The organism is Algoriella xinjiangensis (assembly GCF_900115015.1).
GTDB lineage: Bacteria > Bacteroidota > Bacteroidia > Flavobacteriales > Weeksellaceae > Empedobacter > Empedobacter xinjiangensis.
Genome location: NZ_FOUZ01000004.1, coordinates 1 through 21,647, shown reverse-complemented (window position 1 = coordinate 21,647; position 21,647 = coordinate 1). Strand labels below are relative to the sequence as shown.

At 30.7% G+C, this 21,647-nt stretch carries 18 protein-coding genes; 14 read left to right on the top strand and 4 right to left on the bottom strand.

Annotated elements, in window-relative coordinates:
- Window positions 1–90: 90 nt before the first annotated feature.
- Window positions 91–1,128, top strand: a complete 1,038-nt coding sequence (locus BM072_RS04330) for a GyrI-like domain-containing protein (protein WP_092906928.1) — start codon at window positions 91–93, stop codon at window positions 1,126–1,128.
- Window positions 1,129–1,302: 174 nt separating this feature from the next.
- A complete protein-coding gene (gene uvrA, locus BM072_RS04325) occupies window positions 1,303–4,128 on the top strand; it encodes an excinuclease ABC subunit UvrA (protein WP_092906926.1) in 2,826 nt (941 codons plus the stop codon).
- A 66-nt stretch (window positions 4,129–4,194) separates the two neighbouring features.
- Here the strand turns inward: uvrA and BM072_RS04320 are convergent, their stop codons facing one another.
- Window positions 4,195–4,737, bottom strand: a complete 543-nt coding sequence (locus BM072_RS04320) for a hypothetical protein (protein WP_092906924.1) — start codon at window positions 4,735–4,737, stop codon at window positions 4,195–4,197.
- Window positions 4,738–4,987: 250 nt separating this feature from the next.
- Between BM072_RS04320 and BM072_RS04315 the strand changes: the two genes are divergently transcribed.
- The gene (locus BM072_RS04315) at window positions 4,988–5,452 is read left to right on the top strand and encodes a Dps family protein (RefSeq protein WP_092906922.1); all 465 of its coding nucleotides are present in this window, start codon (window positions 4,988–4,990) and stop codon (window positions 5,450–5,452) included.
- A gap of 108 nt (window positions 5,453–5,560) precedes the next feature.
- Here BM072_RS04315 and BM072_RS04310 read toward each other — a convergent pair whose 3' ends face one another.
- The gene (locus tag BM072_RS04310) at window positions 5,561–5,887 is read right to left on the bottom strand and encodes a YegP family protein (RefSeq protein ID WP_092906920.1); all 327 of its coding nucleotides are present in this window, start codon (window positions 5,885–5,887) and stop codon (window positions 5,561–5,563) included.
- A 176-nt stretch (window positions 5,888–6,063) separates the two neighbouring features.
- Between BM072_RS04310 and BM072_RS04305 the strand changes: the two genes are divergently transcribed.
- Genes BM072_RS04305 through BM072_RS04285 form a run of 5 tightly spaced genes read left to right on the top strand, consistent with a single transcriptional unit; the run spans window position 6,064 to window position 9,752 of the window.
- A complete protein-coding gene (locus tag BM072_RS04305; RefSeq protein ID WP_092906918.1) occupies window positions 6,064–6,525 on the top strand; it encodes a hypothetical protein in 462 nt (153 codons plus the stop codon).
- A 1-nt stretch (window position 6,526) separates the two neighbouring features.
- Window positions 6,527–7,405 (top strand): DUF6175 family protein, encoded by an 879-nt coding sequence (locus BM072_RS04300; RefSeq protein ID WP_143080473.1) that lies wholly within the window; start codon window positions 6,527–6,529, stop codon window positions 7,403–7,405.
- Window positions 7,405–8,334, top strand: coding sequence for a hypothetical protein (locus tag BM072_RS04295; RefSeq protein WP_092906914.1), 930 nt, complete (start codon window positions 7,405–7,407; stop codon window positions 8,332–8,334). Before BM072_RS04300 ends, BM072_RS04295 begins: the two co-directional genes overlap by 1 nt.
- Window positions 8,335–8,359: 25 nt before the next feature.
- Window positions 8,360–8,935, top strand: coding sequence for a hypothetical protein (locus BM072_RS04290; protein WP_092906912.1), 576 nt, complete (start codon window positions 8,360–8,362; stop codon window positions 8,933–8,935).
- A gap of 1 nt (window position 8,936) precedes the next feature.
- The gene (locus BM072_RS04285) at window positions 8,937–9,752 is read left to right on the top strand and encodes a CsgG/HfaB family protein (RefSeq protein ID WP_092906910.1); all 816 of its coding nucleotides are present in this window, start codon (window positions 8,937–8,939) and stop codon (window positions 9,750–9,752) included.
- Window positions 9,753–9,814: 62 nt separating this feature from the next.
- Here BM072_RS04285 and BM072_RS04280 read toward each other — a convergent pair whose 3' ends face one another.
- Window positions 9,815–11,764, bottom strand: coding sequence for a KUP/HAK/KT family potassium transporter (locus BM072_RS04280; protein ID WP_092906908.1), 1,950 nt, complete (start codon window positions 11,762–11,764; stop codon window positions 9,815–9,817).
- Window positions 11,765–12,087: 323 nt separating this feature from the next.
- Here BM072_RS04280 and BM072_RS04275 point away from each other — a divergent pair, with 323 nt between their 5' ends.
- From BM072_RS04275 to BM072_RS04250, 6 genes are all read left to right on the top strand, one after another.
- Window positions 12,088–12,549, top strand: coding sequence for a MarR family winged helix-turn-helix transcriptional regulator (locus BM072_RS04275; RefSeq protein WP_092906906.1), 462 nt, complete (start codon window positions 12,088–12,090; stop codon window positions 12,547–12,549).
- Window positions 12,533–14,932 carry a 3-hydroxyacyl-CoA dehydrogenase/enoyl-CoA hydratase family protein gene (locus BM072_RS04270; protein ID WP_092906904.1) on the top strand — a complete coding sequence of 800 codons (2,400 nt, stop codon included), beginning with the start codon at window positions 12,533–12,535 and terminating at the stop codon, window positions 14,930–14,932. Before BM072_RS04275 ends, BM072_RS04270 begins: the two co-directional genes overlap by 17 nt.
- Window positions 14,933–14,935: 3 nt before the next feature.
- A complete protein-coding gene (locus BM072_RS04265) occupies window positions 14,936–16,117 on the top strand; it encodes an acetyl-CoA C-acyltransferase (RefSeq protein ID WP_092906902.1) in 1,182 nt (393 codons plus the stop codon).
- A gap of 30 nt (window positions 16,118–16,147) precedes the next feature.
- Window positions 16,148–17,950, top strand: coding sequence for an acyl-CoA dehydrogenase family protein (locus BM072_RS04260; RefSeq protein WP_092906900.1), 1,803 nt, complete (start codon window positions 16,148–16,150; stop codon window positions 17,948–17,950).
- A gap of 512 nt (window positions 17,951–18,462) precedes the next feature.
- A complete protein-coding gene (locus tag BM072_RS04255; RefSeq protein WP_092906898.1) occupies window positions 18,463–19,131 on the top strand; it encodes an SIR2 family NAD-dependent protein deacylase in 669 nt (222 codons plus the stop codon).
- A gap of 45 nt (window positions 19,132–19,176) precedes the next feature.
- Entirely contained in the window at window positions 19,177–20,322 is a 1,146-nt protein-coding gene (locus BM072_RS04250; RefSeq protein WP_092906896.1) for a M20/M25/M40 family metallo-hydrolase, read from the top strand.
- 14 nt (window positions 20,323–20,336) lie between these two features.
- On the opposite strand, the gene BM072_RS04245 is transcribed toward BM072_RS04250, so the two are convergent.
- The gene (locus tag BM072_RS04245; RefSeq protein ID WP_092906894.1) at window positions 20,337–21,002 is read right to left on the bottom strand and encodes a class I SAM-dependent methyltransferase; all 666 of its coding nucleotides are present in this window, start codon (window positions 21,000–21,002) and stop codon (window positions 20,337–20,339) included.
- Window positions 21,003–21,647: the final 645 nt, after the last annotated feature.

The window sequence follows — 21,647 nt, the reverse complement described above, 5'->3', positions numbered from 1 at the left end:
AAATCAAATATAATCTTTTTTAGATATTAATTTTAAGAAATACAGAATCTCCGATAAAGTATTTTTATTTTTGTACTTTCAATTTTGTAAATGAAACAAATAAATCTTTTTTTAGTCGTTATAATAGCACTTCTTGTGTTAACTCCAATTATTTTACCAAGTCGTTTTGATGAGGATTTTGATTACGAATTTGATGCGCCAGTTGGTTTGGTGTACGATGAATTTTATAATCTTCGTAGATTTTCTAAATGGGAAGAATTTACGAAAGCAGATTCGTTGACGGTCAAAAAGTTTTCTGATCCGCAAGAAGATGAAAAAAGCTTTGTAGCTTGGGATTCTGACAATGCATCGGTTGCGTCGGGTAAATTTACAATTGATAATTTTTCTGTAAATCGTTTTATAAATTATACGATTAAGTATGATGGTTGGGAAAAAATGGACAGTCTTAATGTGAAATTTGACCAAAAAGAAAATGGTAAAACAGTAGCTAAATTGAAATATTTGAGCCAAGAAATTCCTTATTTCTATCGTTATTTTGCTTTTTTTAAGAATCCGAAAACGAAGTTCGAAGAATCGATGAGTAACTTAAATCAACAAGTAAAAATCAGATTGGATAAAGATAAAAAAGAAGGAAAATTAAATTACGGAGAATATCGTATTGTAGAATTAGGAAAAACAAATTTATTAGCCATTCGCAAACAATCTAAATTAGCAGAAACTGATGTGATGGATAAAGTTGATGGTGCTTTCGAAACGATTTATAAATCATTAATTAACCAAGAAGAAGGCGGATTAGATTTCGATTTAGGTTTTCCATATATTTATTTTACAGAATTTGATAAAGAGAAAGATCGCACAACTTTTTTTGCAGGAATTCAGTTAATCGAAGATTTACCTCTACAAAAAGAAATGAAAAAAGTAACCGTTCCGGGCGGACAATATTTGTTGTCTTTGCATCTTGGTCCGCGCTCAAAACGTCAGCAAACTGTAGATAGAATGATTGTTTATGCAAAATCTAAAAAGTTAGCTTTAGATACAAAACAATTAGAAGTTATGCTAAATGATCCTAAAGAAACGGATAGTGTAAAGTTAATTTCACGAATTTATATTCCAATTCTTAAAAAGTAAATTTTCACGAATTAGAATATTTAAAGAATTCTACATTTTATAAATCCGACAAAAAAATCTATAAATATTTTAACATTCAAAAAGCTGTAAAAGAAGCAAATATCAAAATAATAAATAGTCATTATGACTTAAATGTGGCTTTTTTTGTATTTTTGCAACTTCTTACAAACAAACATGAACAAAGATTTTATAGAGATTTACGGAGCAAGAGAACACAATCTGAAAAATATTGATGTTAAGATTCCCCGTAATGAGCTTGTTGTAATCACAGGATTGAGTGGAAGTGGAAAATCGTCGTTGGCTTTTGATACAATTTATGCAGAAGGACAACGTCGTTATATCGAAACTTTTTCGTCGTACGCACGTCAATTTTTGGGTGGTTTAGAGCGTCCAGATGTTGATAAAATTGATGGTTTGTCGCCTGTTATTGCAATTGAGCAAAAAACAACCAATAAAAATCCACGTTCTACAGTTGGTACAATTACAGAAATCTACGATTTTTTGCGCTTACTTTTTGCGCGCGCTTCTACGGCTTATTCGATTGAAACCAACGAAAAAATGGTTGCCTATACAGATGATCAAATTATCGAGTTGATTCGAACACAATACGAAGGAAAAAAAATCGCTATTTTATCACCAATTGTACGATCTCGTAAGGGTCATTACCGCGAAATATTTGTAACATATTCTAAAAAAGGATTTCTACAAATGCGTATTGATGGCGAATTGCAAGACATTGCGCCAGGTATGATGCTGGATCGATACAAAACACATGATATAGAATTGTTGGTGGATAAAGTGATTTTAAATGATAAAATTACGGATCAACGTTTGCGATCAAGTATAGATCAAGCCATGCATCAAGGAAACGGAATTACAATGATTTTGGATTACGAAACCAATGAAACTCGTTTCTTTTCTCGTTCGCTAATGTGTGCAGCGACGGGTGTTTCGTATGCATTGCCCGAGCCAAATACGTTTTCGTTTAATTCGCCAAAAGGTGCTTGTCCAACTTGTACAGGTTTGGGCGAATTAAAAGTGGTGAATAATGATAAATTATTTCAAGATAAAAATAAATCGTTGTTTGATAATTTAGAAGAATTATTTGAAACACTAAAAAGTTCTTCTCGAATAGAAAAACAGCTCGAAACTATTTTTGTAAAATATTCGGTTGATGTAAAAACGCCATTCAAAAAATTACCACAAGAATTGATTGATGATGTGATGAATGGTTTGAAGGAAACATTGAATGTTGACCTTAAATTTGCATCAGTCAAAAAAACATATAAAATCGATTTTGAAGGATTAAATGAGTTTTTATCTGAAATTATGGAAGATAAAAATAATCCTTCTTCTACAACTATAGGAAAGAAATTCGGAAAGAAAATTGTTTGTCCAACTTGTGAAGGAAAACGTCTAAATAAAGAATCTCTTTTCTTTCGAATTGATAATAAAAATATTGGCGAAGTTGCCGAATTAGATTTAAAATCGTTGCAAAAATGGATCGAAGATGCACCAATTTCGATGACATCTAATCAACAAATAATTGCACACGAAATTTTAAAAGAAATTTATACACGTTTATCATTTTTGTTGGATGTTGGATTGGATTATTTAAGCCTTAATCGATCATCTAAAACCCTTTCTGGTGGCGAGGCGCAGCGTATTCGTTTAGCGACTCAAATCGGTTCGCAATTGGTAAATGTGTTGTATATTTTAGATGAGCCAAGTATTGGTTTACATCAACGCGACAATGTTAGATTGATTGATTCTCTAAAAAAATTACGCGATATCGGAAACTCAGTTTTAGTGGTTGAGCATGATAGAGATATGATTTTAGAGGCAGATTATGTGATTGATGTTGGACCAAAAGCAGGTAAAAACGGAGGACAAATTGTTTGGGAAGGAGTTCCTGAAATGATGTTGAAATCGGATACATTAACCTCAAAATATTTAAATAATCAATTAGCAATTGAAATTCCAACCGAGCGTAGAAAAGGGAATGGAAACGTTTTGAAATTAACTGGAGCTTCTGGTAATAATTTAAAAAATGTTAATCTAACAATTCCTTTAGGCGAATTAGTTGTAGTTTCTGGAGTTTCTGGAAGCGGAAAATCGACCTTGATTAATGAGACGTTGTATAGAATTCTGAATCAACACTTTTTTAGAGCGGAAAAAGATCCGATGCCTTATAAAAAGTTAGAAGGTTTAGAGCATTTAGATAAAGTGATAGAAGTTGATCAGTCGCCAATTGGTCGTACACCACGTTCAAATCCTGCAACTTACACGGGAATTTTCTCGGATATTCGTTCGTTATTTACAAATTTACCCGAAGCTAAAATTAGAGGTTACAAACCAGGTCGTTTTTCGTTTAATGTGAAAGGTGGTCGTTGTGAAACGTGCCAAGGTGGAGGTTTGCGCGTAATTGAAATGAATTTTTTACCAGATATTCATGTTGAATGTGAAACATGTAATGGAAAACGTTTTAATCGCGAAACATTGGAAATTCGTTTTAAAGGAAAATCTATTTCGGATGTGTTAGAAATGACCGTGAATGAAGCGGTTGAGTTTTTTGAGGCAATTCCGAAAATCTATCGATATGTAAAAATGTTGCAAGATGTTGGTTTGGGCTATATTACACTTGGTCAGCAATCGACAACATTGAGTGGAGGAGAAGCGCAACGTGTAAAATTAGCAACAGAATTAGCGAAGAAACAAACTGGAAAAACAATTTATATTTTAGATGAACCAACTACAGGTTTGCATTTTGAAGATGTAAATGTGTTGATGAAAGTTATCAATAAAATTATTGAATTTGGAAATACTGTGATTATTATTGAGCATAATTTAGATGTGATTAAACTAGCAGATTATGTAATTGATATTGGTCCTGATGGTGGAAATAAAGGTGGAAAAATTGTAGCTGAAGGTACGCCAGAAGAAATTGCAAATAATCCGAAAAGTGTGACAGGAAAATTTTTAAAAGCAGAATTAAAGTAATTTATATTTTTATAAATTAATATAGAATAACAAAAAAGCATCTCATTTGAGATGCTTTTTTAATTCTTATAATCCTACAGAAACGCCCATAAATGGCTGAAATCCTGAAGAAAATATACCAGTATCATTGTCTTTATATAAAACATTATACATTGCACCAACCTGAAATTTAATAGGACCGCTAGTTTGGTAACCAGCACCTAACCACAAAGCAGATTCTTCTACATTATAGCTTTCAGAAATGGTTTCGTATTGTAAATTTTTGGTTCTATATGTCTCTTTTCCGGTGTAGTAAACGTAATTTGCGCGAACAAAAATATTTTCTATTGGAAAAAAGTTAATATAAGGACCAACATTAAATAAATTACGCTTGTAATAATTGTTGCTCAAATGTTGATAACCTGCAATTCCTCCAACTTCTAAATTAGTCGAAACCATGTATCCAATACTTGGCGAAATATTAAATCCAAAATAACTGTCATTTCCAAACGAAAGACCTAGTCCTCCACCAAAACGCCAATTGTTTGTAAGGTTTTGATTTTGATTAATTTGACCAAAAGCTATCGTGCTAAGGGTTAATGAAATGATAAATAAAACAGCTTTTCTCATAGAAATTTAATTAATTTTTAACGTTTAAATGTGTCTTTTATTGAAAAAACTACTATAAATTTGCCTTATCAAAAACAATAATTCTGTTTTCTATGAATACAGATTAAAATTGATAAAAGAGTCGTTCTATAGTTTTTAATTATAAAGTAATAAGTTTTTAATTTAAAAAATCTATTACACCTGAGATTTATGGTCTTAAATTTGCTTTAGTAAAGTTAATCAAATAAGTACTAAATAAAATTTTAAAAAGATGAAATTATTATCGCCAGAAAACAAAGGAAAAATTGCTGATATTTTAATTAAATTATTGGCTGATGAACACATTTTATATTTAAAAACAAGAAATGCACATTGGAATGTTGAGGGACCAGATTTCCAAACTATCCATGTATATTTCGAATCATTGTATAACGAATTACAAATTGTTATAGATGATGTCGCAGAGAAAATTCGTCAAAAAGACGTTTATGCACCTGCAACGATGAAAGAGTATATGCAGTTAGCTCATTTGTCGGAAGAGCGTAAAACAGAAAACAAAGATAGTTTGAGTTTTATTGCTGATTTGCTACACGATCACGAAGTTATTATTGACTTTTTGTCAGAAGCTGTAGTAGAAATTGAAGCGTTTCATGATATATCAACTTCGGATTTCCTAGTTGGTTTATTAGAACAACATCAAAAAACTGCCTGGATGCTTAGATCGCATCTTAGATAATTTTTGAACATTATTTTACTTCATAAGTTTTTAGTGTTAATTCATATTAGTGTTAATTAGGTTGAGCCTTGGATTTATCCAAGGCTTCAGCTTTTTATAGAGGTTTGGTTATTCCTCAATTTCTTTTACAACTGCATCGGGCGCATTTGTTTTTACAGACAAAATCCCGTTTTTAGCACCAGATTCTGTTTCATAAGATTGGCTTGTTCCTATTACTTGACCATTTGTCGCTTTTAAATTAAAACTCCATTTTCCAGAAGCACCTTCTTTTAATTCAAATTTAGATTCATCTTGCGAGTTTTTACGAACCGATTCTATTCCATTTTCGCAACTTGCCTTTTGCTTGTAACCTTCGCTTGCAAGTATATTTTGTCCATTTTTAGCTTTTAAGCGAAATCTAAATTCACCTGCTTTGTCTTGATAAATTTCAAACATAGTTTTTGTAGTTATTTTAATTATAGTTGTTTATGATTCTTATAAAATTATATAAAAAAATACAAACTTCGTTGATATTTTAAAAAATATCTTAACATAAAATTCAATATATTATTACGGGAAACCGTAAGTTTTTGTTTTATTATTGAAATAACTTTGCGCTTTAAAGATATTGAATGAATAAATATATAGTTAAACTTCTTTTATTTTCAACCATATTATTGCTTTTTATAGGTTGTAGTAAACATATTTCTCCAAATTCATCTAATCTCCACATGATTAATTCGAGTAGCCAACAAATTATTGTAAGTGTTGAGGGAATTGGTAATAATGAAGGTGAAGCGATTTATAACGGAGAATTAAAAATGATAAAGACACTTCTTTTTCAAGGAATTCCCGATACAAATTATTCTCTTCCACTAATTAATGAGAGTGAAGAAAATGTAATGAATAATAATCCTTTTTATTTCGAGCGTTTTTATACAGATAAGTATAAAAATTTTATTGTAAGTAATCAAGTTCTATCAAATACTAAAAGTAAGGGTGTGCATGTACTTCGTATGGAAATAGTAGTGAATACTTCTGCGTTGAGAAGAGATTTAGAGCAGAATAATGTTATTAGAAAATTTGGATTATAATATGAAATCAGTGTTTATAAAATTATTATTTAGTGTATTATGTTTAGGATTTTCTAACACAATATTAGCACAACAAACTGAATTAAAAACAATTCAACCTAAAATTATTGTCATTCCAAATTTAAAATCAGGAGAAGATCTTAGAGCAAAAATTGAGAATGATATAAATTATAGAATAGCGTTAACAAAAATAAAAGAAGCTTTTGATAGTAGAGGTTTTACAACGATTGATGCAATTGCTAAAATAAAAGCGATAGGAACAAATGCTGCTTTATCTCAGGATACACAAACTGATTTGAAATCGGAAATTATTAGAAGTTCTTCGGCAGATATTTATGTAGACGCCGAGATAGATATACAACAGACTTCGTCTGGAAATTCAGTTAATTTTATTTTAACTGCTTATGAAGTTTCGTCAGGAAATTCATTATCAAATAAAGTTGGAGAAAGTGGTAAATTTTATACAGAAGATTATTCAAAATTGACATCAAAAGCGATAGAATCTATTGCAGATGATTTTTTGAATGTTATGCAAACAAAATTTGATCTAATTGTAAAAGATGGACGTACAATTATGCTAAATATTAGTATTGACAAAGAATCAACTTACACTTTTGATACAGAAATTGGCGAAGAATCTTTAGGCGAAAAAATTGAAAATTGGATTGCAGATAATTCTTATAAAAATAATTATGCGTTTCCTAATATTTCTGAATATTTAATGGTTTTTGATCAAGTAAAAATTCCTTTGTTTGAACAAAATGGACGAAATTATTCTCCAAATAAATTCTCTAAATCGTTAGAAAATTATTTAAAAACATACGGAATAAAGTTAAAAACAACTTATTTGGGTAATACTCAAAATGTAATTATACACTAATGAAAAAAATAATAATACTTTTTTTATTTCTGTTTGTAAATTTTTTAAATGCACAGAAAACAGATGCCGCAAACAAGATTAATTTATCGATTGTTTTACCAGATGAAGATGAGATGTTAAGCTATAATGCCCTTGCAAAATTGAATAGCAAAACCATACAATTACTTACATACAACGAGATAGTTTCTGGTGTTAATAACAGTTTCGTTATTTATCCTTCCTTAGTAATTATGGATAGAAATATAGTAGAATCTGGTTTATATAATGTAAATACGATTAAACTTGAGTTTAATTATTATATAAAAAATATGGAGTCTAATACAACTTTTTCTAGTTATACAAAAGAAATTATAGGAACTGGTAAAAGTGAGCGTGAAGCTATAAATAATGCAATAAATAAATTAGATATAAAAGATGAAAAATTGTCACGATTTATATCATCAGGAAAAGAAAAAATTATTGATTATTATAAAAATAGTTGTAATCAAATAATTGCAAAAGCAGAAAATCTGAGCATGCAAGGTAATTATGAAGAAGCACTTTCATTATTAATATCTGTTCCTTCGGAAGTAAGTTGTTTTTCTAAAGCAAAACAAAAAGCATTGGCTATTTACAAGCAATATTCTTCAAAAAAATGTCAAGAACAATTATTAGAAGCACGTGGATATTTAGCTCAAAATGAAAAACAAATTGCAGCTAATATTTTGTCAACCATTAATACTGAATCTACTTGTAGAAATGAAGCTTTACAAATTTTAAAACAATTGGAAGCTAACTTAAATGCACAAGAAAAGAAAGAATGGGACTTTATGTTAAAACAACATAATGACGATGTTGCAAAAGAAAAAGCTGCTATCAGAGCCATTAGAGATATTTGTGTTGCCTATTACAAAAAAAATCCTGTTACCTATAATTATATAATTCGCTAAAAATTAATTAGATAAATAAAATATTATGAAAAAAGTTTTACTAAAATTAACTTTCGTTACTACGTTATTATTGTCAGCAGTTGCATTTGCTCAAACTACAGAAGAATTAAAAGTAGAAAGAGAGATGATTAAGAAAGAATTGAAGTCAGAAAAAACAATTGAGCGCCAAAAGAAAATGGAAAAATTAGAAGAACCAAAACAATCTGGTGTTTCTACTATTGATAATTTAGCTTCAAATTCTGCACTATTATTATTAAACTCAAAAAATCTTTCGGCGCAAATTCCAGAATTATATAAACGTACTGTAGGAGAAACTGTAGAAGGAATTACTGAAGTTACAACTGATAAACCATCTTTAGAAGAATTAGAGAATGTTGCTTTAGCTATAGGAGCACAAGTTTTATTGGTTAATAATTATGCAGGTATTGCAACAGAAGTAGCAGGAGATGTTAAAAAAGCAAATCCATTAGCAGCAGGAAAAGTATTAAAATCTTTAAATTTTTCAAAAGAAGTTTTATCATTAACATTACCAGAATTAAATAATAATTTAATTGTAATAAAAAACTTAATTTCAACAATCAAATCTTCTAATAATTTATAAAATGAAATTATTAAGATTTTGTTTTTTATTTTTATCAGTAATTAGTTTTGCGCAAAAAAATGAAAAACCTGTTTTAGGAATTTCACAATTTTCATCCGCTAGTAATTCAAAATTTAGTCCATCAATTACAGAAATGATTGTTAAAACTGTAACCAATACCAAAAAATTTATAGTTGTTGATAGATCGAGTTATAATCGAGTAAAAGATGAATTAGAGTTTCAGAAATCAGAACAGTTTATAGATTCTAAAAATTTAGCAAAACAAGACGCTGCTTTAGCTTCAGAGTTTTTGTTAGTTGGTGATCTTGTAAAAATGAATGTTTTTGCGATGAAAAACACAGATGGATCGATTAATGGATACAAGGCAAGTTATGCATTTACATTAAAAATAAATAATGTTGAAACTGGAGTAACAACCGAAGCTGCAACTTTTCAGACAAAAGTGAGTGATTTGATGTTTACACCAGAAAGCGCAATTAATGAAGCTTTTAAAACCGTAGAAATAGATGTGATTAATTATTTTAATAAAACATTTCCTTTTGAATCTAAAATTGTAAAGATTATTGAATCTAAAAAAGATCAAGCTTCTAGAGTAATTATAATTGGAGGAAAAAGTGAAGGTTTTTCTGAGAATAAAAAGTTAAAAGTAGAACTGGTTGAAGAAATAGAAGGACGAAAATTAAAAACACAAATTGGTCAATTAAAAATAGTTAAAATCAATGGTGATTTTTCTGATGCTAATGTAATAAGTGGCGGAAAAGAAATTCTAGTAAATTTTAATTCAAATCAAACAATTATTTGCACTTTGATTGATTAAAAAGTAAAGTAATTATATAAAAAAATCCAGATTATAAATCTGGATTTTTTTATATATAAAGGTTAATGTATTCGCGTTAAATCGTCTACGTTGTTTTTGTGAACGTATAACGGAATGTGTTCTACAACCACATCGTTTTTCTCTAAACCAAAACTTTTCGGAATATTAAACTCTATTTTCTTTAAGATATAATATACTTTTAAAGTAAAAAATTCGCGCATTGTAAGCTTTGTTTCTATTGATGGAAATTTCTCAATTAATACAAATTTCATATCAGGATCTTGGTTGTATTTTTTCAAACAAGGACTTAGATATTTTAGCTGTAATTCACCATCTGCATACATATCGTTAATAACTTTTTTGATATATTGTTCTGTTTTCGGTTGTACTCGGAAACCAATATTAAACGTTATTCGATATATTTTTTGATCAACAATTGGCAAAATTTTATAGTTTAAAGTATACGGTTCGTTATCTCGATTTAGGTTTACAAACCAATAAACATCGGCACGTTTTGGGCGTTTCGATAAAATAGATTGTATACTATATTTTTCTACATTTTTTGGATTTGTAGATTTCGTTAAATAGAATAAAAATGTTGAATATTTATTGACTGTTTTGTCTTCGCTTAATTCCGTTAACACATTTGCATAACGTTTTATTTTCACAAATTCTAAGTTTCTTGAGTTCAAGATTTTTCCATAAAAACTACAATACATAACCACAAAGAAAACCCATCCCATCAATAAAGCTAAGTAACCACCTTCTGCAAATTTGACAACATTTGCAATGAAAAATGAGGTTTCTATCGCAACAAAAATAGATAAAATTGCAATGATAAATAGCTTATTAAACTTGGTATAATAGTTTAAATAATAAGAAAGTAATAAAGTTGTCATTAACATGGTGACGGTAATTGCCAGCCCATATGCGGCCTCCATGTGCGATGAATCTTTAAAAAATAACACAATAAATACACAACCAGCCCAAAGTAAAAAGTTGATGATTGGTATATATACTTGGCTTTTGTGCTCGTTGGGTTGTATAATTAATGTTCGTGGCCAGAAACCTAAGTTAATTGCTTCGTTAATTAATGTAAAAGATCCTGTAATTAAGGCTTGCGAAGCTATAATTGCTGCTCCAGTTGCAATACATATTCCTGGAATTAAAAACCAATCTGGCATCATTTCGTAAAACGGATTACGACCATCTAACATTGGATCTTCTTGGTGTAATAACCAAGCTGCTTGCCCTAAATAGTTAACTACTAAACATATTTTTACATAAATCCAGCTAATTCTAATATTCATTTTACCACAATGTCCTAAGTCAGAATACAAAGCTTCGGCACCAGTTGTACATAAAAAAACAGCACCTAAAATCCAGAAACCATGTGGATAATTTGTTAAGAGATTATAGGCATAATAAGGATTAAGCGCACTTATGATATCAGGATATTTTAAAATATATAAAATTCCTAACCCCAATAACATGGTAAACCAAACGACCATAAATGGACCAAATATTTTTCCTACTTTATTTGTTCCAAATCGTTGAAAGAAGAATAAAATGGATAATATAAAGATAACTATGGGTATTGTTGGTATATGTTCTAATCCGTCTATCATTCGCAAACCTTCTACAGCAGAAGAAACCGAAACGGGCGGCGTAATTATACCATCTGCTAATAATGCCGAAGCACCAATAATGGTTGGTAAAATAAGATTTTTACCTTTTCGTCTGATTAATGAATACAACGAAAAAATACCACCTTCGCCATCATTGTCCGCTTTTAGCGTTAACCATACATATTTTATAGAAGTTTGAAAAAATAATGTCCAAAAAACACAAGACACACCTCCGTAAACAATACTTTCCTCTATCACACGATTTTCTCCAATTATCGCTTTCATTACATATAACGGGCTGGTTCCTATATCGCCATAAATAATCCCGAAGGTGATTAATAGCGAGGCAGCCGTTACTTTATTCACCGTATGATTAGATGCCATAAGCTGTATTTTAATTTTCTACGAATGTATGCCGTTGAAAAGAGATTAAATAATTCTATTTATTTATAATGTAAGCTTTGTATAATATCTATTATCGATTTTAATTTGGTGTACTTCTACACCAAGGTATTTTAAGAGAAACTAAAATGAATAAAAAAATATACTATTTATTCATAACGTTTATTTTTTTAACAATCATTTAAATATTTAATTTACTGATAAGTAGTAAATTGATTAAAATTTTATTAAACTAATATTAAATTTTAAACTTTATTATGCTTGCATAGTAAAAAAGATTATATTTGTTATACATACACTAAAACATGTTAAGAGAAGATTTAACGATAGACTATTTATTACGATCAACATGGCTATCTGTTCAGAAAATGTATAATGAGCAAGCCGGCGAATACAATTCGACAATGGTGTATGCATTTACATTATTATCTATAGATCCGCGAGGAGGTACACCAAGTACATCATTAGGACCAAAAATGGGAATAGAGCCAACAAGCTTATCGCGTACATTAAAAAATTTAGAAGCAAGAGGTTTTATTGTAAGAAAACCAAATCCAGAAGATGGACGAAGTGTTTTGATTACATTGACAGAAGAAGGATTACGAATGAGAGATATCTCAAAACATTTTGTTTTACAATTTAATACAGCGATAAATAATCATATCGAACCAGAGAAAATGCAAATTTTCTTAGAAGTTATTTATAAGATAAATCAATTAATATCGGACAAAAAAATATTTAAAAACAATTATGAGAAGACACGTTAAACACGTAACCGTATTAGGTTCAGGAGTAATGGGTTCTGGTATTGCATGTCATTTTGCAAACATCGGTGTCCAAGTCTTGATGCTTGATATGGTTCCTCGCGAGCTTACACCACAAGAGCAAGCGAAAGGACTTACTTTAGAGGATAAAGTGGTTCGTAACAGAACTGCTCAGTCTCATTTAGACACTGCATTAAAAAGCGCTCCTTCGCCTATTTACGACAAAGCATTTGCTTCTCGTATAACGGTAGGAAATTTTGATGATGATTTCGAGAAAATAAAAAACTCGGATTGGGTGATAGAAGTTGTAATTGAACGATTAGATATCAAAAAATCAATTTTTGAAAAAGTAGATCAATTCCGTAAACAAGGAACTTTGGTTACCTCTAACACTTCTGGTATTCCAATTCATTTAATGGCAGAAGGACGTTCAGATGATTTTCAAAAACATTTCTGTGGAACGCATTTTTTCAATCCACCACGTTACTTAAAATTATTCGAAATTATTCCAACTCCAACTACAGATAAATCAGTAGTAGAGTTTTTCCAAAATTACGCTTCATTATTCTTAGGTAAAACACCTGTTTTATGTAAAGATACACCAGGTTTTATCGGGAATAGAGTAGGAGTTTACTCGATGGCAAAAGTAATGGAATTGACGCAAGAGTTAGGTTTAACAATAGAAGAAGCCGATACTTTAACAGGTTCTATACTTGGTCGTCCAAAAACAGGAACATTCAAATTAGGCGATTTAGTAGGTCTTGATACAGCATATAATGTAACAAAAGGTTTACAACAAAATGCGCCAAATGATGCAATGATTCAAGGATTAAAAGATGCTAAATTCTTAGATTTCTTAATCAACAATAAATTTTTAGGAGATAAAACCGGAAAAGGTTTTTATTATAAAGAAAAAGACAAAGAAGGAAACTTAAATCGTTTCGCTTTAGATTTAGATACATTAGAGTATCGTCCAATGGAACGTGCAAAAGTTACGGCTGTAGAAACTGCGAAACAAGCAGGATCTATGCGTAATAAATTAGGCGTTTTATTAAAAGATTCTGGTAAAGCAGGAGATTTAATTCGTAAACATTTTGCATCATTATTTGCTTACGTTTCTCAACGTGTTCCAGAAATTACAGATGTTCTTTATCCAATTGACGATGCCTTAAAAACAGGTTACGCTTGGAAATATGGACCATTTGAAACATGGGATTTTGTTGGATTAGAAAATGGAATAAAATTAGCCGAATCAGAAGGTTTTACAGTTGCAGATTGGGTAAAAGAATTAGCAGAAAGTGGTGCAACTTCATTTTATAAGATAGAAAATGGTAAAAAATTATTCTACAACCAAACTTCAAAACAATTCGAATTAATTCCTGGTCAAGATGCATTTATTATTTTAGACAATATTCGTAAATCAAACGAAATATGGTCTAATGCAGAAACATCTATTCAAGATTTAGGAGATGGAATTATCAATATCGAGTTCCGTTCTAAAATGAATTCTCTTGGAGGAGGAGTTTTACAAGGAATCAATAAAGGAATTGAGTTAGCCGAAAAAGATTATCGTGGTGTTGTAATTGGTAACCAAGCAGACAATTTTTCTGTAGGTGCAAATTTAGCAATGATTATGATGATGGCTGCAGAACAAGATTGGTGGGAATTGAACATGGCAATCAAAATGTTTCAAGACACAATGATGCGCGTTCGTTATTCGGATATTCCAGTTGTTGTTGCTCCTCACGGAATGGCTTTAGGTGGAGGTTGCGAAATGTCACTTCATGCAGATAAAATTGTTGCAGCAGCAGAAACTTACATCGGTTTAGTTGAGGTTGGAGTTGGATTAATTCCTGGTGGTGGTGGTTCTAAAGAATTTGCTCGTCGTGCAACAGAATTTGCGTTGAAAGATGATGTAAAAGTGAATCATTTGAGAGATAATTTCATGAATATCGCAATGGCTAAAGTTGCAACTTCGGCTTACGAAGCGAAAAACATGGGAATTATTCGCGATCAAGATATTATCGTTGTAAATGGAGAACGTCAAATTGCAGAAGCTAAAAAACACGCGATTATTATGGCAGAAGCTGGTTATACACAACCTATTCGTCGTAAAGTACAAGTTTTAGGAAAAGAAGCAATGGGTATGTTTTACGTAGGAACAGATCAATTAGTAGCTGGTCGTTTTGCATCAGATCATGATCGTTTAATTGCAAACAAATTAGGATATGTAATGACAGGAGGTAACTTGTCTGAAGCAAGTGAAGTTTCAGAACAATACTTGTTAGATTTAGAAAGAGAAACTTTCTTATCTCTTTGTGGAGAAAGAAAAACTTTAGAACGTATCCAATACATGTTAAAAACAGGTAAACCTTTAAGAAATTAAAAAATGAAACAAGCATATATTGTTACAGGATACAGATCCGCTGTAGGTAAAGCACCAAAAGGAACTTTACGTTTTACACGTCCAGACGAATTGGCGGCTACAGTTATCAAAAGATTAATGGAAGATTATCCAACATTAGATCCTGCGCGCATCGACGATTTAATCGTTGGTTGTGCAATGCCAGAAGCAGAGCAAGGATTGAATATGGCACGTTTAATCTCGTTAATGGGATTAAAAACAGATAAAGTTCCAGGAGTTACAATTAACCGTTACTGCGCATCAGGTTCAGAAGCAATTGCATTAGCAGCTGCTAAAATCCGCACAGGAATGGCAGAATGTATTATTGCAGGAGGAGCAGAATCTATGTCATATATTCCAATGGGAGGTTATAAACCAGTTCCAGAAACGGATTTGGCAAAAGATCATCCAGATTATTATTGGGGAATGGGATTAACTGCAGAAGCTGTAGCGCAAGAATTTAAAGTTTCGCGCGAAGAGCAAGATCAGTTTGCATTCAATTCTCATCAAAAAGCATTAAAAGCAAATGCAGAAGGAAAATTTGCTTCTCAAATAGTTCCTGTTGAGGTAAATTATAATTTTTTAGATGCGAATGAAAAAATTCAAACAAAGAAATTTGACTTCAAAGTAGACGAAGGTCCACGTACAGATACATCTATAGAAGGTTTAGCAAAATTACGTCCCGTTTTTGCACAAGGAGGATCTGTAACAGCAGGTAATTCTTCGCAAATGTCAGACGGTGCTGCTTTTGTAATGGTAATGTCTGAGGATATGGTAAAAGAATTAGGTTTAGAGCCAGTTGCTCGTCTTATGGCTTATACGGCGGTTGGTGTGCCACCACGTATTATGGGAATCGGACCAATGTTCGCAATTCCAAAAGCATTAGAACAAGCAGGTTTAAAACAAGATGATATTGATTTGATCGAATTAAACGAAGCTTTTGCATCACAATCTGTTGCAATTATGCGCGAATTAAATTTAGATCCTTCAAAAGTAAATGTAAACGGAGGTGCAATTGCACTTGGTCATCCACTTGGATGTTCGGGTACTAAGTTAACGGTTCAATTGTTACACGAAATGGAAGCAAGAAAAGCAAAATACGGTATCGTAACAATGTGTGTTGGTACGGGACAAGGAGCAGCTTCTGTTTTCGAATATTTAAAATAACAAAGTCTAAAATCTAAACAAAAAAATAAAATGTCTACAAATCCAAATAGATTAATCGGAGGTCAATATTTAGTTAAAGACGCTTCATATAATGATATCTTCACTTACGAAGACTTATCAGAAGAACAACAAATGATTCTTCAATCAGCAAAAGAATTTATTGATAAAGAAGTTGTTCCAAAAAAACACCAAATCGAGAAAAAAGATTATGCGTTAATCGAAGATTTAATGCGTAAAATTGGTGAATTAGGATTATTAGGAATTTCTGTTCCAGAAGAATATGGCGGAATGGGAATGGGATTCGTAACAACAATGTTAGTTTGCGATTACATTTCTGGTGCTACAGGTTCTTTGGCAACTGCTTTTGGTGCGCACACAGGTATTGGTACAATGCCAATTACATTATACGGAACTGAAGAGCAAAAACAAAAATATTTACCAAAATTAGCTTCAGGAGAATGGTTTGCATCATATTGTTTAACTGAGCCAGAAGCTGGTTCTGATGCAAATTCAGGAAAAACAAAAGCTGTTTTATCCGAAGATGGAAAAGAATACATCATTTCTGGACAAAAAATGTGGATAACAAATGCAGGTTTTGCAGAATTATTTATTGTTTTTGCTCGTATTGATGATGATAAAAACATCACAGCATTTATTGTAGAAAAAGATAAAGCTGGCGAAGGTTTTTCTTTAGGAGAAGAGGAAGATAAATTAGGAATTGTTTCTTCATCAACTCGTCAAGTGTTCTTTAACCAAGTTCGTGTTCCTGTAGAAAACTTATTAGGAGAAAGAGATGGAGGATTTAAAATCGCGATGAATGCTCTAAACGTTGGACGTATCAAATTAGGTGCGGCTTGTTTAGATGCGCAACGTCGTATTTTAGATAATGCATTGCAATATGCTTCAGAGCGTAAACAATTCAATACATCAATCAATACATTTGGTGCAATCAAAGAAAAATTGGCTGATATGGCTGTTGCAGCTTTTACTTCAGAATCGGGTGCTTATCGCGCTGCGAAAGATGTACAAGATGCAATTGATGATAATGTTGCAAAAGGAATGTCGCATAATGAAGCCGAATTAAAAGGTATCGAAGAATATGCAATTGAAGCGTCTATTTTAAAAGTTTGGATTTCTGATTCTGCTCAAGATTCTGCAGATCAAGGAATACAAATTTATGGAGGAATGGGATATTCGAAAGAAATGCCAATGGAATCTGCTTGGAGAGATGCGCGTATTTCTAGAATTTATGAAGGTACAAACGAAATTAATACATTATTATGTGTATCAATGTTAGTAAAACGTGCTTTTAAAGGTAAAGTTGATTTGATGACGCCAGCAATGAATGTTGCAAACGAATTAATGTCTATTCCATCTTTTGATGTACCAGATTATTCTGAATTATTTGCACAAGAAAAAGAAATCATTGCAAATCTTAAAAAAGCATTTTTTATGGTAGCTGGTTCTGCATTACAAAAATTTGGAGCAGAATTAGAGCAACATCAACAATTAATTTTAGCTGCTTCTCATATCATGCAAGAAATTTATATGGTTGAGTCTGCTATGTTACGTGCAGAAAAAATAGCTAAAGAAAAAGGAGCTGACGCAGCTGCAAATGCAGTAAAAATAGTTCAATTACAATTATTCAAATCTGTAGAAATTATCAAATCAGAAGCTACACGCGGAATTATTTCTTTTACAGAAGGAGACGAGCAACGCATGATGTTATCTGGTTTAAGAAGATTTACACGTTACAATGAATATCCAAACATTGTAAACTTAAAAACTGAGATTGCAGATTTGTTAATTAAAGAAAATAAATATACTTTCTAAATAATAATTTTATAGTTATTTATTCAAAGCACTCAAATTTTGAGTGCTTTTTTATTTTTAACATCTTAAAATATCGTTTGGTATATCGTTTGATTATTTAGAAGACAAGTACTAGTCTTTATATAAGTTAGTTGAGTTTTCATGGTACTTAAGTTTTAGTAGAGAAAAAGCCTCGGTTTTCCAACTGAGGTTTTTTTGTTTATCTATTTTTTATTCATTAAAAATAAAGCAGTTATACGTTTATTTCGTGTTCAGAATTATTATTAAAAGGATTAATCGCGTTAACTTTAATAAAAGATTTAACCGATAAATTAAAAAATATGATAATTAACGCAGCTATTTTAACAATTACCATGTTTGTAACTTTTTGCATCATGTGCTTAGTCAAGATTAACGAATTAAGAAGTTTAAAATAACAAAAAAACGCGCATCATTTTGATGAGCGTTTTTTTTATGGACAATATTTTACAACAAATAAAAAACTGTATTTTTAGTCTTTAATAATAAGGTAAATGAAAATTGTTGTTTTAACGGGAGCTGGAATTAGTGCCGAAAGTGGAATTTCTACATTTCGAGATGCAAATGGATTGTGGGAAAATCATGATATTATGGAAGTCGCTTCGATTGATGGATATTTAAAAAATCCAGAATTGGTACAAGATTTTTACAATCAACGCAGAAAACAATTGTTTGATGTAACACCAAATGCGGCGCATTATTTTCTGAAAGAATTAGAAAATGAATTTGATGTGACCATTATCACACAAAATGTGGACGATTTACATGAGCGCGCAGGTTCTAAAAATATCATTCATTTGCACGGCGAATTGCGAAAAGCAAAAAGTGATAAAGATGAAAATTTGGTGTATGATTGGAATGATGATATAAAAATTGGCGATTTAGCCGAAGACGGAAATCAACTTCGACCAGCAATTGTTTGGTTTGGAGAAATGGTTCCGATGATGGATAATGCAATTGATGAGGTTTTGAAAGCAGATATTTTGATTGTAATCGGAACGTCTTTGCAAGTTTATCCCGCAGCATCATTATTAGATTATGTATCAGCAAAAACTCAAATCATTTGCATCGATCCAAGTGATTTGCCAATTAACAGTAAAATTAAACACATTAAGAAAAATGCAACCCAAGGAATCGAAGATTTAAAAAAGTTATTTAAATAATTTATAAACTTTTTCGTTTGCTATTTGTCGATTAATTAAGATAAAATGAAAAATATATTTTTACAACTTACACTTTTTATTGCCTCAATTTCTGCAAATGCACAAGAGTTTAATCCGTTTTATCAATCAATCGTCACACAAGTAAAATTTGATTCGGTTCAGCAAAAACTACAAAAATTTCAAGATTTCGGAATCAAAACGGTTGGATCTTCTGCGCACAACAATGCGTTTGATTGGTTAAAATCGTATTATAAAAATTATGGTTATACGACTATAGAGCAGCAATCTGTAAATGTTTCTGGGAATATTGGTTATAATTTGATTGTGACAAAACTTGGTAAAAAATATCCTGATGAATTTATAATTATTGATGGACATTATGATACCTTGAATGGTCCTGGTGCAAATGATAACGGCTCGGGAACGGTAACTTTGTTAGAAATTGCTCGATTGATGGCGAATATTGAGACGGATTATTCGATAAAATTTATCCATTTTACAGGAGAAGAACGTGGTTTGATTGGGAGCCAAGAGTATGTGAATAAAATTGCTGTTCCGCAAAACCTAAAAATAAAAGCTGTTTTGAATATTGATGAGGTTGGTGGTGTAAAAAATAAAGCCAACACGATTATTGTTTGTGAACAAGATGAGAGCAATCCGACTTCAAATAATGCGGCTTCATCAGAATTAACAACTAAAATGGCAAATATTTTTCCGTTGTACACATTATTAAAAACCGAAATTTCTAATGCATATAGTTCAGATTATATGCCTTTTCAAGCGGTTGGATATCCTATAACTGGGCTTTTTGAGAAAAATGAAACGCCTTATGCACATACAATTAATGATGTGATTGATAATTTGGATTTGAATTATCTGTATGAAGTTGTAAAAGGTTCTTTGGCAACTTTGCTGCATTTTTCTGAAGCAAAACAACAATTGAATACAATAGATATAAAGAATGAAATTGTAAAATTATATCCTAATCCAATAAAAGATATCGTTTATTTTTCTGAACCGATTGTAAATATAACAGTTGAAATTGTTAATCAAAATGGACAAATCGTTTTTTCTGAATATTTATCTAAATCAACTTCTCAGCTTAATTTAAAACAATTGAAGAAAGGAGTTTATTACGTAAATTTGAAATATAATACTTCACAAAATCAATATAAATTGATTAAAAAGTAAATAAAAAAATGCAATTACTCTTTATAACTTGTGATTATAATTGATTTTCTGTAAACTGATTCTCCAGTTTTACTTACAGTGTCTTCATTTAATTGTCTAATTGTTTCTATTTTGAAATTAGCAAGTTTTAGTAAATCAACAATTTCTTTTTCTGAGTATAATTTAAAACCAAAACGAGTAAAAGGCAAAGTTTCCATAAATTCTTTTGTAGAAAAAGTAAGCGTAAATTTTCCTTTTGATTTTAAAACGCGATAAATTTCTCGGAGAAATGCATTTACATCTTCCCAAAAATAAATTGTGTTTACAGTAAAAATTTTATCAAAACGTTTTTCATAAAACGGAATTGTTTTTCCATTAAATAACTCAAATCTTACATCAGAATTTGAATGTTTCTTATTGAGTTTGATAGCTTCTTGTTGCATCAACTCAGAAATTTCTAATCCAACATACCTAATACTTGTAGCTTGTTGTAATAAAAAATCAAGATGACCACAATTTCCATGACCTAATTCTAATACTTGTTCATTTTGCTTTAAATTTAACTCCAAGATACTTGATTCAGTCATTTTAATATTATTTTCATTCATATTATCAGCAATCGTCACACCGCCTTTCCCGCTAGGATGACGCAGTTGTGTGGCTAATTCTTGTAATTCTGTATCATTTAGTTTGATCGTCATATTTATTTTATTAGAATTTTTATTGAAATTATTAAAAAAATAAATACTTAAAAATGAGTTAAGTCATTTATAATTAAATGATAACTGATGTTTTTGAAAAAAAGAAGTTAAATACATCTATTAATACGTAGTAAATTAATTATAATACGTTTCTAGACTACATCCACTATTTTTCCAAGTCTGCGATAAATTTCTATAATTAAGAACAAAAAATACCTCGCTGTCATTCCGAGCTTGTCGAGGAATCTCTCATTATATATAGAACAATTATTCTTTTTGTCCACCTGAACTCGTTTCAGGATGACATCATTTATATAATAGTCTCACTTTTCCCTCCAATTTATCACCCCAAACGCCCAAAACTCCATCCAAACTAACATCCTCTAAACTTTTTTGAAAAAATATTTTGTTTTGGTTCAGTTAGTTAAGGATTAAATGTAAAATAATTGTAAAAAGTGTTTGGTAAAATGAGAAAAGGGTGCGTATATTTGCAATCCCAATACGAAAGACGAGTAGTATGAAAAGGGATTGAAATGGTAGTTTAAGATAAAGACTTAAAAAAATAAAAACTTTTAAAATTTTTGAAAAAAGATTTGGTAGTTTAAAATTTAATCTTACCTTTGCAACCGCTTACAGATACAGAGA